This is a genomic window from Oceanisphaera litoralis (assembly GCF_016907015.1).
In the GTDB taxonomy this organism is placed as follows: Bacteria; Pseudomonadota; Gammaproteobacteria; order Enterobacterales; family Aeromonadaceae; genus Oceanimonas; species Oceanimonas litoralis.
In genome coordinates this window covers 99283-111518 of record NZ_JAFBBE010000005.1, presented here as the reverse complement: position 1 = coordinate 111518, position 12236 = coordinate 99283, and the positions used below count along the sequence as shown (strand labels likewise).

Annotated in this window: 12 protein-coding genes; 4 read left to right on the top strand and 8 right to left on the bottom strand. The window is 61.5% G+C overall.

Annotated features, from left to right (window positions below; genetic code table 11):
• Positions 1-3: 3 nt before the first annotated feature.
• The 6 genes from potI to HNR62_RS04460 are packed head-to-tail and all read right to left on the bottom strand — an operon-like array spanning position 4 to position 6796.
• Positions 4-855, bottom strand: a complete 852-nt coding sequence (gene potI / locus HNR62_RS04485; protein WP_204794881.1) for a putrescine ABC transporter permease PotI — start codon at positions 853-855, stop codon at positions 4-6.
• Between the two features lie 3 nt (positions 856-858).
• On the bottom strand, positions 859-1746 hold the full coding sequence (gene potH, locus HNR62_RS04480; protein ID WP_204794880.1) for a putrescine ABC transporter permease PotH: 888 nt from the start codon (positions 1744-1746) through the stop codon (positions 859-861).
• A 10-nt stretch (positions 1747-1756) separates the two neighbouring features.
• On the bottom strand, positions 1757-2878 hold the full coding sequence (gene potG, locus HNR62_RS04475; protein WP_204794879.1) for a putrescine ABC transporter ATP-binding subunit PotG: 1122 nt from the start codon (positions 2876-2878) through the stop codon (positions 1757-1759).
• 44 nt (positions 2879-2922) lie between these two features.
• Positions 2923-4029 carry an extracellular solute-binding protein gene (locus HNR62_RS04470; protein WP_239552590.1) on the bottom strand — a complete coding sequence of 369 codons (1107 nt, stop codon included), beginning with the start codon at positions 4027-4029 and terminating at the stop codon, positions 2923-2925.
• Between the two features lie 33 nt (positions 4030-4062).
• Positions 4063-5424 carry an aspartate aminotransferase family protein gene (locus tag HNR62_RS04465; protein ID WP_204794878.1) on the bottom strand — a complete coding sequence of 454 codons (1362 nt, stop codon included), beginning with the start codon at positions 5422-5424 and terminating at the stop codon, positions 4063-4065.
• A 43-nt stretch (positions 5425-5467) separates the two neighbouring features.
• Positions 5468-6796, bottom strand: coding sequence for a glutamine synthetase family protein (locus HNR62_RS04460; protein ID WP_204794877.1), 1329 nt, complete (start codon positions 6794-6796; stop codon positions 5468-5470).
• 287 nt (positions 6797-7083) lie between these two features.
• Here HNR62_RS04460 and HNR62_RS04455 point away from each other — a divergent pair, with 287 nt between their 5' ends.
• The 4 genes from HNR62_RS04455 to HNR62_RS04440 all read left to right on the top strand — a co-directional run bounded on the left by HNR62_RS04455 (position 7084) and on the right by HNR62_RS04440 (position 10567).
• Entirely contained in the window at positions 7084-8442 is a 1359-nt protein-coding gene (locus tag HNR62_RS04455; protein ID WP_204794876.1) for a glutamine synthetase family protein, read from the top strand.
• Positions 8443-8461: 19 nt separating this feature from the next.
• A complete protein-coding gene (locus HNR62_RS04450; RefSeq protein WP_204794875.1) occupies positions 8462-9736 on the top strand; it encodes an NAD(P)/FAD-dependent oxidoreductase in 1275 nt (424 codons plus the stop codon).
• A 191-nt stretch (positions 9737-9927) separates the two neighbouring features.
• Positions 9928-10194: a PilZ domain-containing protein gene (locus HNR62_RS04445; RefSeq protein WP_204794874.1), complete on the top strand. Its 267-nt coding sequence runs from the start codon at positions 9928-9930 to the stop codon at positions 10192-10194.
• Between the two features lie 109 nt (positions 10195-10303).
• Entirely contained in the window at positions 10304-10567 is a 264-nt protein-coding gene (locus HNR62_RS04440) for a DUF1289 domain-containing protein (RefSeq protein WP_204794873.1), read from the top strand.
• Here HNR62_RS04440 and HNR62_RS04435 read toward each other — a convergent pair.
• Positions 10564-11406, bottom strand: a complete 843-nt coding sequence (locus HNR62_RS04435; RefSeq protein WP_204794872.1) for an alpha/beta fold hydrolase — start codon at positions 11404-11406, stop codon at positions 10564-10566. The genes HNR62_RS04440 and HNR62_RS04435 overlap by 4 nt on opposite strands.
• 15 nt (positions 11407-11421) lie before the next feature.
• Positions 11422-12228 (bottom strand): MetQ/NlpA family ABC transporter substrate-binding protein, encoded by an 807-nt coding sequence (locus HNR62_RS04430; RefSeq protein WP_204794871.1) that lies wholly within the window; start codon positions 12226-12228, stop codon positions 11422-11424.
• Positions 12229-12236: the final 8 nt, after the last annotated feature.

The window sequence follows — 12236 nt, the reverse complement described above, 5'->3', positions numbered from 1 at the left end:
CCTTCAGGTGCCGGAGCCGCGACCCGCCGCCGCTTCCCGGGCGCGTCGTCGTTCGGCGCGCGCCATCAGCCACCAGCCGATAAAGGTTACCAGCGACACGATGAGAATAATCACCGTCGCCAGGGCATTGATCTTGGGACTGACCCCCAGCCGCACGCTGGAAAACACCACCATGGGCAAGGTGGTGGCATTGGGTCCGGACACGAAGCTGGCGATCACCAGATCGTCGAGCGACAGGGTAAAGGCCAGCAGCCAGCCGGCCACAATGGCGGGCGCGATAATCGGCAGTGTGATCACGAAGAACACCTTGAGCGGTCGGGCGCCCAGATCCATTGCCGCCTCTTCCACCGAGCGGTCCAGCTCGCGCAGCCGGGAGCTGACCACCACCGCCACATAGGCGGTACAAAAGGTTACATGGGCAATCCAGATGGTGCCCATGCCGCGCTGTTGCGGCCAGCCCAGCCAGTCGCCCATGGCCACAAACAGCAGCAGCAGGGACAGGCCGGTGATCACCTCCGGCATCACCAGCGGCGCCGTGATCAGGAAGGCGAAACCGCTTTCGCCCCGAAAGCGCCCCATGCGGGTCAGCACAAAGCCCGCCACCGTGCCCAGCACCACGGCGGTGCTGGCGGCGAAGAAGGCGATGGTCAGGCTCAGGCCCACCGCCTGCATCATCATCTGATCCTGCCACAGCTCGCCATACCAGCGGGTGGACCAGCCGGCCCACACCGTGACCAGCCGCGAGCTGTTGAAGGAGTAGATGATCAGTAACAGCATGGGCAGGTACAGAAAGCCGAAGCCCAGCAGCAGGACTGTCGTTCGCAGCCGCGAGCGGCTGGCGGGAATCCGGTTCATGGCTCAGCCCTCCATTTCTTTGCGCTGAATGCGGTGGAACCACATGATGGGCACCATCAACAGCAGCAGCATGACGCTGGCCACCGCCGCCGCTATCGGCCAGTCCCGGTTGTTGAAGAACTCCTGCCACAGTACCCGCCCGATCAGCAGGGTGTCGGGGCCGCCCAGCAGTTCGGGGATCACGAACTCCCCCACCGCCGGAATGAACACCAGCATGGCGCCGGCGATAATGCCGCCCCTGGTCAGCGGCACTATCACCGTCAGCAGGCTTTTCCAGGGCCGGGCCCCCAGATCGGCCGCCGCCTCCACCAGCGAATAGTCGAGCCGCATCAGGGCGGTATAGAGCGGCAGTATCATGAAGGGCAGATACGCATAGACGATGCCGATGTAGACGGCGGCGTTGGTGTTGAGGATCTGCAGCGGGGTCTCGATAACCCCGATGGCCAGCAAAAAATGGTTGAGAAAACCGTTATTGCCGAGAATGCCCATCCAGGCGTAGACCCGGATCAGGAAAGAGGTCCAGGACGGCAGTATCACCAGCATCAGCAAGACGTTACGGGTCGAGGGCCGGGAATGCACCATGGCCCAGGCCATGGGGTAGCCGATCAACAGGCAGAGCAGGGTCGAGATGCCGGCCACCTGCAGCGACTGCAGATAAGACCGAACATAGAGGCTGTCGCTCAGCAGAAACAGATAGTTGCCCAGGTTGAGCACCAGTTGCAGCTGTTCGTCGGCGAAGCTCAGTATCTCGCTGTAGGGCGGTATGGCCAGCGCCGCCTCGGACAGGCTGATCTTGAACACAATCAGGAAGGGGATCAGAAAAAACAGCAGCAGCCAGCCGTAAGGCAGGGCAATGACCAAGCTGCGGCCAAGACGGTAGCGGGTATCCATCGGCATCTCCCTAGGTCAGTAACACGGCGCAGCTGTCCGCTTCCCAGCGCAAATGTACCCTATCACCCCAGGTCGGATTGCCCCGCCGGTGCCGGTCCATGTTGGGCAGGGTCGCCAGAATGCGTTTGCCCGAGGCCAGCCGCACATGATAAATCGACAAACTGCCCAGATAGGCAATGTCGTCGACGATGCCACTGAGCCAGTTGCTGTCTGCCGTGGGGACCTCGGCGCAGAGAAACATCTTCTCGGGCCGTACCGCTATCATGATGGGCAGGCCTGCGCCGATGGACACACCGTGATCGATGCGCAGGGGCCGCTCCAGTTCGGGGCAGCGGATCAGGGCGCTGTCTGCCTCGTTGGCCTCAAGCTGCCCCTCGAACACATTGACCGAGCCGATAAACTCGGCGCTGTAACGGCAGTTGGGATATTCATACACATCGAGCGGCTCGCCCACCTGCACCAGCCGCCCCCTGTTCATGATGGCAATGCGCCCGGCCATGGTCATGGCCTCTTGCTGATCGTGGGTCACCATGACGCAGGTCACGCCCACCTGCTCTATGATGTTGACCAGTTCCAGCTGCATCTCTTCGCGCAGCTTCTTGTCCAGGGCGCCCATGGGCTCGTCCAGCAGCAGCAGTTTGGGTCGCTTGGCCAGACTGCGGGCCAGGGCGACCCGTTGTTGCTGACCACCGGACAACTGATGCGGTTTGCGGTTGGCGAAGGTTTCCATGTGTACCAGCTTCAGCATCTGCGCTACCCGCTCGGCCACTTCCGCGCGCGACAGCCGGTCCTGCTTGGGGCCGAAGGCGATATTGGCCTCCACCGTCATGTGCGGAAACAGCGCATAAGACTGAAACATCATGTTGATGGGCCGCTCGAAGGGCGCCACCTCGGCGATATCGACGCCGTCGAGCAGTATCTGGCCCCGGCTCGGCGGTTCGAACCCGGCCAGCATCCGCAGCAGAGTCGACTTGCCGCAACCGGAGGCACCGAGCAGGGCGAAAATCTCCCCCCGCATCACCCCCAGGCTGACGTCATCCACCGCCGGCTGACCGTCGTACAGCTTGGTGAGCCCCCGTATTTCCAGGAAAGGAGCGACATCGCCTGGGGGCTGGATCTCGTTTTCCGGCATGTTACCTCCTTGTATTCACCAGAAGGGGCCAGTGGCCCCTCGTCTCATTTGCCGGTCTTGACCCGGGTCCAGGCGCGGGTGATCACCCGGTTGACCTTCTGCGGCAATACCTTGGCGGTATAGAGTTTTTCCGCCGCTTCCTCGCTGGGATAAATGCCGGGATCGTTGCGAATGTCTTCATCTACCAGGGCCCTGGCGGGGGTATTGGCGTTGGCATAGGCCACGTAATTGGAGACGCCGGCTATCACCTCGGGTCGCAGCAGATAGTCGATAAGCCGGTGTGCGTTATCCGGATGCCGGGCATCCTTCGGGATGGTCAGCATGTCGACCCACATCAGGGCGCCTTCTTTCGGGATCCGGTAGGCAATTTTGACCCCCTGTTCGGCTTCGGCGGCCCGATCCCGCGCCTGCAGTATGTCGCCGGACCAGCCCACCGCCACACAGATGTCGCCGTTGGCCAGATCGTTGATGTACTTGGACGAGTGGAAATAGGTGATATGGGGCCGCAGGCTCATCATCAGCTCGGTGGCCGGCCCCTGGTAATCGGCGGCCCTGGTGCTGTTGGGATCCAGCCCCCGATAATTGAGCGCGGCGGCAAAGATTTCGGTGGGCGCATCGAGAAAGGCCACGCCGCACTGGCCGAGCTTTGCCAGGTTTTCCGGCTTCATCACCAGATCCCAGGAGTCCAGCGGCGCATCCTCGCCCAGGACTTCCCTGACCTTGTCGACGTTATAACCGATGCCGGTGGTGCCCCACAGATAGGGAACGCCATAGGTGTTGCCCGGATCCTTGTCCGCCAGCACCGCCATGATCTTCGGGTCCAGGTTGCCATAATTGCCGAGTTTCGCCTTATCCAGCGGCATGAAGGCGCCGGCCTGGATCTGGCGGGCCATGAAATCGCTGGTGGGCACCACCAGGTCGAAGCCGGTATTGCCCGCCAGCAGCTTGGCTTCCAGCACCTCGTTGGAGTCGAACACATCGTAGGTGACCTCGATGCCGGTCTCTCTGGTAAAACCGGCCAGGGTATCTTCGGCTATATAGTCGGACCAGTTGTAAAAGTTCAGTTGGGGGGGCTCTGCAGCCCGGGCACTCAGGGCCAGTCCCAGGCCGGCGGCCACCATGCTCACACGAAAAGCGGTTGTCTTTACCATCTGCGTTTCTCCGTCCTTGTCAGGTCACCCTTGTCAGTTCATCAGTGTCCGGTACGTCAGATCCAGCGCCTGGCGCGCCTTGGTTATCAACTCGTCGACCTCGGCTCTGCCGATCACCAGCGGCGGCGAAATAATCATGGTGTCGCCCACCGCCCGCATCACCAGGCCGAGATCGAAACAGTGTTCACGACAGGTGACGCCAGCCCCCGCCTCCTCGGCAAAGCGCCGGTTGTCGCCTTTATCGGCCACCAGCTCCAGCGCCGCCAGCAGCCCCAGGCCCCGGGTTTCCCCCACCAAGGGGTGGTTGCCGAGACTGGCCCATGCCCGTTGCAGATAAGGGCCTATGTCGTCATGCACCCGTTCCACCAGCCGTTCCTTTTGCATCACCTCGATATTGGCCAGCGCCACCGCACAGGCCACCGGATGGCCGGAATAGGTGAAACCATGAAAGAATTCGCCGCCCGCGATCAGGCCGGCGGCCACCCGCTCGCCCACCGCCACCGCCCCCAGCGGGATATAGCCGGAGCTGATACCCTTGGCCATGCACAGCAGATCCGGCTGCAGGCCGTAATATTCGCTGGCAAACCAGTGACCGGTGCGACCGAAACCGCAGATCACCTCGTCCATTACCAGCAGAATGTCGTAGCGTTTGCAGATGCGCTGAATTTCGGGCCAGTAAGAGTCGGGCGGAATAATGACGCCACCGGCGCCCTGAATGGGCTCGCCGATAAAGGCCGCCACCCTGTCCGGCCCCAGCTCCAGGATTTTCTGCTCGAGCTGGCGGGCCCGCTCCAGACCAAACGGGTGCGGGCTCTGGCCCCCGCCTTCGCCGAAATGATAAGGCTGGTCGATATGCACTATGCCGGGCAGCGGCAAGCCGCCCTGGGCATGCATGGGCTGCATGCCGCCGAGCGAGGCGCCGGCCAGGGTAGAGCCGTGATAGGCGTTATGGCGGCTGATGATGGTGTTGCGTTCGGGCTGGCCCTGCCCGGCCCAGTAGTGACGCACCATGCGGATAACGGTGTCGTTGCATTCGGAGCCGGAGCCGGTAAAAAAGACATGCTCCATATCACCGGGTAGCAACCCCGCCAGGGTCGCCGCCAGCTCGGTCGCCCTGGGGTGGGTGGTCTGAAAGAACAGATTGTAATAGGGCAATCGGCGCAGCTGTTGTTCGGCGGCCTGTACCAGCTCTTCCCGGCCATAGCCCAGGTTGACGCACCAGAGCCCGGCCATGGCATCGAGAATACGGTTACCATCGGCGTCCCACAGATAAACGCCCTCGCCCCGTTCTATGACCCGGGCGCCTTTGTGATGCAGCGCCCGGCTGTCGGTGAAGGGATGCAGGTGATGGGCCGCATCCAGCTGTTGCAACGGACTCTTCGGTGGCTTTGGCATGCTCGACTCCCTGTTCGTGACACCCGTTCCATTCTTGTACCCGTCACACGTTCAGCAGCAGAAACTCCCGCTCCCAGGCGCTGATCACGGTGAAGAAGGCCTCGTATTCCTTGCGCTTGACCGAAATAAAGGCGTTGACGAAGCGGGGCCCCAGCAGCTGACACAATTCATCGCATTGCTCCAGTTCCAGCAGCGCTTCTTCCAGGCTGCGGGCCACGCCGAAGGGCATGTTATAGGCACTGCCCTGTATCTGCTCTGTGGGGGCAATCTTGTTCATCATGCCCAGATAACCACAGGCCAGGCTGGCGGCCAGCGCCAGATAGGGATTGGCATCGGCGCCGGCGAAGCGGTTTTCGAGACGCCGTGCGGCCGGCTCCGCACGCGGCACCCGCAGGCCGACGGTGCGGTTGTCTTCGCCCCAGGCCATGTTGCGCGGCGCCGAGTCACCGAAGGCCAGCCGGCGATAGGAGTTCACGTTGGGGGCAAACAGCGCCACCGCACTGGGAATATAGCGCTGCATACCGCCGATAAAGTGCAGAAACCGCTCGCTGTGGCTGCCGTCGGGGTTGGCAAACAGGTTGTTGCCATCCGCATCGACCAGACTCTGATGAATGTGCATGGAGCTGCCCGGCTCGTTTTTCATCGGCTTGGCCATGAAGGTGGCGTAAACGTCGTGACGCATCGCCGCTTCGCGCATGGTGCGCTTGAACAGAAACACCTGATCCGCCAGATCCAGGGCATCGCCGTGAATGAAGTTGACTTCCATCTGCGCCGCGCCCGACTCGTGGATCAGGGTGTCTACTTCCAGCCCCTGGGCTTCGCAGAAGTCGTACATGTCCTCGAAGATGGGATCGAATTCATTGACCGCATCGATGCTGAACGACTGACGGGCCGTCTCGGGACGGCCGTTGCGACCGATGGGCGGCTCGAGCGGATAGTCCCAGTCCTCGTTTTTCTTGACCAGGAAGAACTCCAGCTCCGGCGCCACCACAGGACGCCAGCCTTTTGCCTCATAGAGATTCAGCACCCGGCGCAGCACGCTGCGGGGCGCCATGTCGACCGGATTGCCGTCGGCGTCGAAACAATCGTGGATCACCTGAGCGGTGGGCTCGCTGGCCCAGGGCACCAGCCGGGGCGTATTGATATCGGCATGCAACTCCATGTCGCGTTCGGTCCAGTCGATGTTTTCATCGTCCGGCCAGTCACCGTTGACGGTCTGCAGGAATATATTTTCCGGCAGCCGCATGCCCCCTTCCTTGAGGAATTTGCTGGCGGGCAGTATCTTGCCCCGGGCGTTGCCGGTAAAGTCCGGCAGCAGGCATTCCACCTCGGTAATGGCGTGCTTCTGCATCCACAGCCTTAACCATTCCATATCTCGCTTTTCAGGATCTTGAACACTCATCATTCATAGCCATGGTGTGGGAAATAAAGGAAAGCATAGACTACCTTTTCTAAGGTCATGCTATACATGGAAATTATTATCAGACCAATCATTCACCTCCACAATGGTCCGGTATGAAACCGAATTCAGGATTCATCAAAATAACCATATATTAAACACCTGCGCTTATGATTAGCTGACAATCTATTAGCTGAAAATCTATTAGCTGACAATCTAGTGGTTCAACATCAGGGCCAGAGCACGTTAAGGATAACGACATGAACAAGGACCATCGCAAACACCATCACTCGGCGCCCGACAGCCCCTGGGCCGATTATCAGTCCATCGACCTGATGCTGTGCGATATCAACGGGGTGCTCAGGGGAAAGCGTATTCAAAGCAGCGCCATGGAAAAGGCCATGAATGATGGCATCTGCCTGCCCGCCTCTGTCTTTGCCCTCGACATTACCGGCCAGACGGTGGAAGACACCGGCCTGGGACTGGCCCAGGGTGACAGCGACCGCCTGTGCCGCCTGTTGCCCCATACCCTGGCGCCGGTGCCCTGGCACAAGACCCCGTCCGGCCAGATCCTGATGACCATGGAAGACATCGACGGCAGCCCCTTCTTCGCCGATCCGCGCCAGGTGTTACAGAAGGTGGTACAACGGCTGCTGGACAAGGGGTTGCGGCCCTGTGTGGCGGTGGAGCTGGAGTTCTACCTGGTGGATCAGAAGGAAGGCGCCGATGGCCTGCCCCAGCCGCCGATTCTGCCGGGCACCGATGAGCGCATGCACGACACCCAGGTTTATTCCCTCGACGATCTCGACAGCTGGGAAGACTTTCTGGTGCGGGTGGCAGAGGTGTGCAAGCTGCAGCGGATTCCCGCCGACAACGCCGTGGCCGAATATGCGCCGGGCCAGTTCGAGATCAACCTGAGCCACCAGCATAACGCGGTGGATGCCTGCGATCAGGCCGTGCTGCTCAAGCGCGCCATCAAGGCGGTGGCCAACAAGGAAGGCATGTACGCCACCTTCATGGCCAAGCCCTATAACGGCCAGGCCGGCTCCGGCATGCACATTCACGTCAGCCTGCTCGACGAAGACGGCAACAATGTCTTCGCCGAGGATCACGAACTGCTGCGCCAGGCCATTGCCGGCAACTGCAGCATGCTGCCCGAATGCATGGCGCTGTTTGCCCCCAACGCCAACTCCTACCGCCGGCTGCAACCGCACATGTTTGTGCCGCTGCACGCCAGCTGGGGCTTCGACAACCGCACAGTGGCGCTGCGCGTGCCGTCGGGCGACAAGGCCAATACCCGGCTGGAACACAGGGTGGCCGGGGCCGACGCCAACCCCTATCTGGTGGTGGCCGCCATTCTGGCGGCGGTGGATCACGGCATCAGCGAGCAACTGCAGGCCCCCGCGCCGATTCAGGGCGACGCCAACAAGCTGGACTTGCCCTTGCTGCCCTATCGCTGGCAGGATGCGCTGGACCGCTTCGCCCAGTCGCACCGGCTGTCCCAGTATCTGGGCAAGGAATTTCACCGCGCCTACCTTATCAACAAGCGCTTCGAGCTGGCCGAATTCGACCAGCACGTCACCCCGCTGGAATACCAGTGGTATCAACATCTGGTGTAAGCCAACTAACGGAGCCCCTATGCAGCCGCACGCCGATTCCTATTATGCCGCCTCCCTCAATCTGCCCCTGAGCTACCCGACTCTGGAGCAAGACCTGGATGTGGACGTGTGCATCGTCGGCGCCGGCATCACCGGCGCCTCGGCGGCGCTGTCACTGGCAGAAAAAGGCTACCAGGTGGCGGTGCTGGAAGCCCACCGGGTCGGCTGGGGCGCCTCCGGGCGCAGTGGCGGCCAGATGATTTTCGGCTACGCCTGCGATCAGTCCAGACTGACCCAGCTGGTCGGCCAGGACGCCAGCCGGGCCCTGTGGGACATCTCGATCGACGCCATGACTCAGATGCGCCAGCGCATCAAGACCCATCATATCGACTGCGATCTGGCCCACGGCCACCTGCATGCGGCAGTCAAACCCCGACACATGACCGAGCTGGAAGGCTGGGCCGACGATCTGCGTCGTCACTTCGGCTACAACCGCCTGCAATTGTGGAGCAAGGAGCAGGTACAGGAACAGCTGGCCACCGAGTCCTATCTCGGCGGCCTCTATGACCCCGACAGCGGCCATGTGCATCCGCTTAACTACACCCTGGGGCTGGTACAGGCGGCCGAACGGGCAGGTGCACGGTTTTATGAACACACGGCCGTCACCCGCATCGAGCAGGGCGCCACGCCTATAGCCCATAGCGCTCGCGGCCGGGTACGCTGTCGGCATCTGTTGCTGTGCGGCAACGCCTATCTGGAAGGCATAGCCCCCGATATAGAACGCAAAATCATGCCGGTGGGCACCTATATCACCGCCACCGAGCCGCTGGGCAAGGAAAGAGCCGAGGCCCTTATCCGTAACAACATGGCGGTGGCCGACATCAATTTCGTGCTCGACTACTTTCGCCTGAGTGCCGACACCCGCCTGCTGTTCGGCGGCCGGGTCAGCTATTCGCGGCTGGATCCGCTCAATCTGGCCGGTGCCATGGGCCAGCGGCTGCGCCAGGTCTTTCCCCAGCTGGCGGATGTAAAACAGCAATACACCTGGGGCGGCTATGTGGGCATCACCATGAACCGGGCGCCTCACTTCGGCCGCCTTAACGGCAACGTCTATTTTGCCCAGGGCTTTTCCGGCCACGGCATCGCCCTCACCGGCATGGCCGGCAGCCTGATGGCCGATGCCATCGCCGGCAGCGCCGAGCGCTTCGATCTGTTCGGGCGGATACCGCATCATGACTTTCCCGGTGGCCGACTGTTACGCACCCCGGCACTGGTGCTGGCCATGGCCTGGTACCGGATGCGGGATTGGCTGTAAACTTGCGGCATAAAGAGGCAAAAAACGGCTGGCCAGGTTGATCCGCCGCATGAATTGCTGCTTCTTTACCGATATTAGCTTCACCTGCTTTCGGACCCGCCTATACTAGACCTAGAAACCGAAGGGACCCGTTAAGGCCCTTTTCATGCCAACGGAACGCATTAAACCCTGACAATGAGGGGGAACAGGCAATGGAAGATCGCCGCAGTCACCTACGCCGTAACACACTCTGCAGAATATGCCTGAATAACGAATACTTTGGGCCGATCGAGGGTAATATCATCAACATGTCCGAAAGCGGTGTCTTTGTCGCCGCCGCCACCCCTTCGGACTTCTCATTAGGCATGTTGTTTGCCGCCAAGGTCCTGGACCCGGACTGGGACCAGACGCTGCCACCCCTCATGATGAAGGTGGTACGGATAGAGACGGATGGCATTGCGCTGGAGTTTACCGTCTGACGCGCCGGGGCAGTAAGAGGCAACAGTCTGGTCGCCCCATCGCACGGCCTACTTGCCGAATAGAGTGAAATATGCTCCATTTAGGGGAAATGGGGAGGAAAAGACAACGATGGAGCAACTGGAGTTTTTCGAGGTACTCAGCCCCTGTATCGGTGTCTGTCAGGTCAATAACAGGGGCTACTGCAAGGGCTGCTTTCGCAGCCGGGACGAACGCTTCAACTGGCTGAAATTCAGCTCGGGACAAAAGCGCGAGGTGATCCGTCTGTGCCTGGATCGCAAGCGACGGGTGCTGGCCGCCGCCCGCAAGAAACAACTCGAGTTAGCGCTCGAACAGACCCAAACGGACACCCCGCCCCAGAACTCGCTGCTTTAGGCCAGTCGCTCGGCAATCCACTCGGCAATCTGTAACGATGCCGCCGCTTCCAGGTGCAGATGATGGCTGCCGACCAGGGTTTTGAACTCCAGCTCCGGCACCTGCGCCCGCATCGACTCGACCAGGGCCCGCTCTTCGCTCCGCTCCGCCATCACCAGCAGCACCGGCATGGTCAAGCGGCGCACGAAGGCGGCGATTTGCTGCTCGCACAACCGAACGATGGAAGCCTGGGTCAGGGCCAGATCGCTGCGCCACACCCAGCCATCCGACTGCTGTTTCAAGCCACGCTCCAGCAGCCAGCCGGCCGCCTCTCTGCTCACCGGCCAGCGGCCGTTCATCCGCGCCTGCACCGCCTGCTCGAAACTGGCATAAGGCCGCAGGGAACGTCTGCTCAGGCGAGTCCCCCTCAACAGCGCCTCGGCCATCTGCTCCGGCAGCTGGTCGGCGGCATAATCAAGCGGCACCAGACCGTCTATCAGCACCATCCGACCGACCCGCTCGGGAAAGGCGCCGGCAAACAGGGTCGCGACCCCGGCACCGAGAGAATGGCCGAGTAGCACCACCTGCTCCAGCGCCAGCTCGTCAAGCAGGGCCAGCACATCGGCCACATTGTCCCAGATGTAATAAGGCTGGCCGACGGCTCGGTGATCCGACAGGCCGTGCCCGGCCAGGTCGAGGGCGATCAGCCGTACCCGGGGTAAATGACGGGCCAGCAGGGTGAAGCTGGCAGCATTGTCGAGCCAGCCGTGCAATGCCACCACCGGCACTCCTTGCGGGTCGCCCCATTCCATTACCGCCAGCCGACGACCGTGGACTTCAAACTGCCATGAACGATGCATCTGATTTTCCAAGGCTTAGCGGCCCCAGCTTTCGGGGTATTTGTAACCCTCGAAACGCTTCACCGCATAATCCTTGAAGGCGTCCGAGTTATAAGCCGCCACCAGATCCTGCACAAAGGGCTCGTTCTTGTCTTCGCTGCGCACCACCACCCAGTTGATGAAGTCGTAGCTGCGCTCGAGGAACAGGCCCTCGCCGAAGGCGATGCCGCTGGAGGCCGCGTAGTTGCCGTTGATCACCGCGAAGTCCACATCCTGCCGGGCACGAGGCAGCTGTGCCGCTTCCAGCGGGACCAGCCTGATGCCCTTGATATTGTCGGCCACATCGAACTCGCTTGCCCGCAGCGGGTCTATGTCGTCACGCAGGGTGATCCAGCCCAGATCCGCCAGCATCAGCAGGGCCCGGGCCTGATTGGTCGGGTCGTTGGGAATGGCAACGGTACTGCCCTTTTTTACCTCATCCAGCTGAAGCTGCTTGCCCGAATACAGGCCCATGGGACCCGTAGGTACCTGGGTCACCGGGCTCAGCTCCAGACCCCGGTCTTTACTGAAGGTCTCGAGATACGGCTGGTGCTGAAAGCAGTTGACGTCCAGTGCCCCTTCGGCCAGCGCCAGATTGGGCATGACGTAGTCGGTAAACTCCACCAGCTTGACCCGGTAGCCCCGGGCTTCCAGCTGGGGTTTGATCGACTCGGTCACCATGTCGGCGAAGTCGCCCACCGTGGTGCCGATGACAATTTCTTTCTTATATTCATCGACGGCCAGCACCGGGAAGGCACCGAAGGCCAGGGCCAGCAGGGGCAACTTGAGCAGGGTACGACGCATGACAACTC

Bases quoted from the DNA above. Each gene is read 5' to 3' on its own strand.
- HNR62_RS04455 (WP_204794876.1), top strand. From the start codon at position 7,084: ATGAACAAGGACCATCGCAAACACCATCACTCGGCGCCCGACAGCCCC.
- potI (WP_204794881.1), bottom strand. From the start codon at position 855: ATGAACCGGATTCCCGCCAGCCGCTCGCGGCTGCGAACGACAGTCCTG.
- potG (WP_204794879.1), bottom strand. From the start codon at position 2,878: ATGCCGGAAAACGAGATCCAGCCCCCAGGCGATGTCGCTCCTTTCCTG.
- HNR62_RS04440 (WP_204794873.1), top strand. From the start codon at position 10,304: ATGGAGCAACTGGAGTTTTTCGAGGTACTCAGCCCCTGTATCGGTGTC.
- HNR62_RS04465 (WP_204794878.1), bottom strand. From the start codon at position 5,424: ATGCCAAAGCCACCGAAGAGTCCGTTGCAACAGCTGGATGCGGCCCAT.
- HNR62_RS04450 (WP_204794875.1), top strand. From the start codon at position 8,462: ATGCAGCCGCACGCCGATTCCTATTATGCCGCCTCCCTCAATCTGCCC.
- HNR62_RS04470 (WP_239552590.1), bottom strand. From the start codon at position 4,029: ATGGTAAAGACAACCGCTTTTCGTGTGAGCATGGTGGCCGCCGGCCTG.
- HNR62_RS04460 (WP_204794877.1), bottom strand. From the start codon at position 6,796: ATGGAATGGTTAAGGCTGTGGATGCAGAAGCACGCCATTACCGAGGTG.
- HNR62_RS04435 (WP_204794872.1), bottom strand. From the start codon at position 11,406: ATGCATCGTTCATGGCAGTTTGAAGTCCACGGTCGTCGGCTGGCGGTA.
- HNR62_RS04430 (WP_204794871.1), bottom strand. From the start codon at position 12,228: ATGCGTCGTACCCTGCTCAAGTTGCCCCTGCTGGCCCTGGCCTTCGGT.
- HNR62_RS04445 (WP_204794874.1), top strand. From the start codon at position 9,928: ATGGAAGATCGCCGCAGTCACCTACGCCGTAACACACTCTGCAGAATA.
- potH (WP_204794880.1), bottom strand. From the start codon at position 1,746: ATGGATACCCGCTACCGTCTTGGCCGCAGCTTGGTCATTGCCCTGCCT.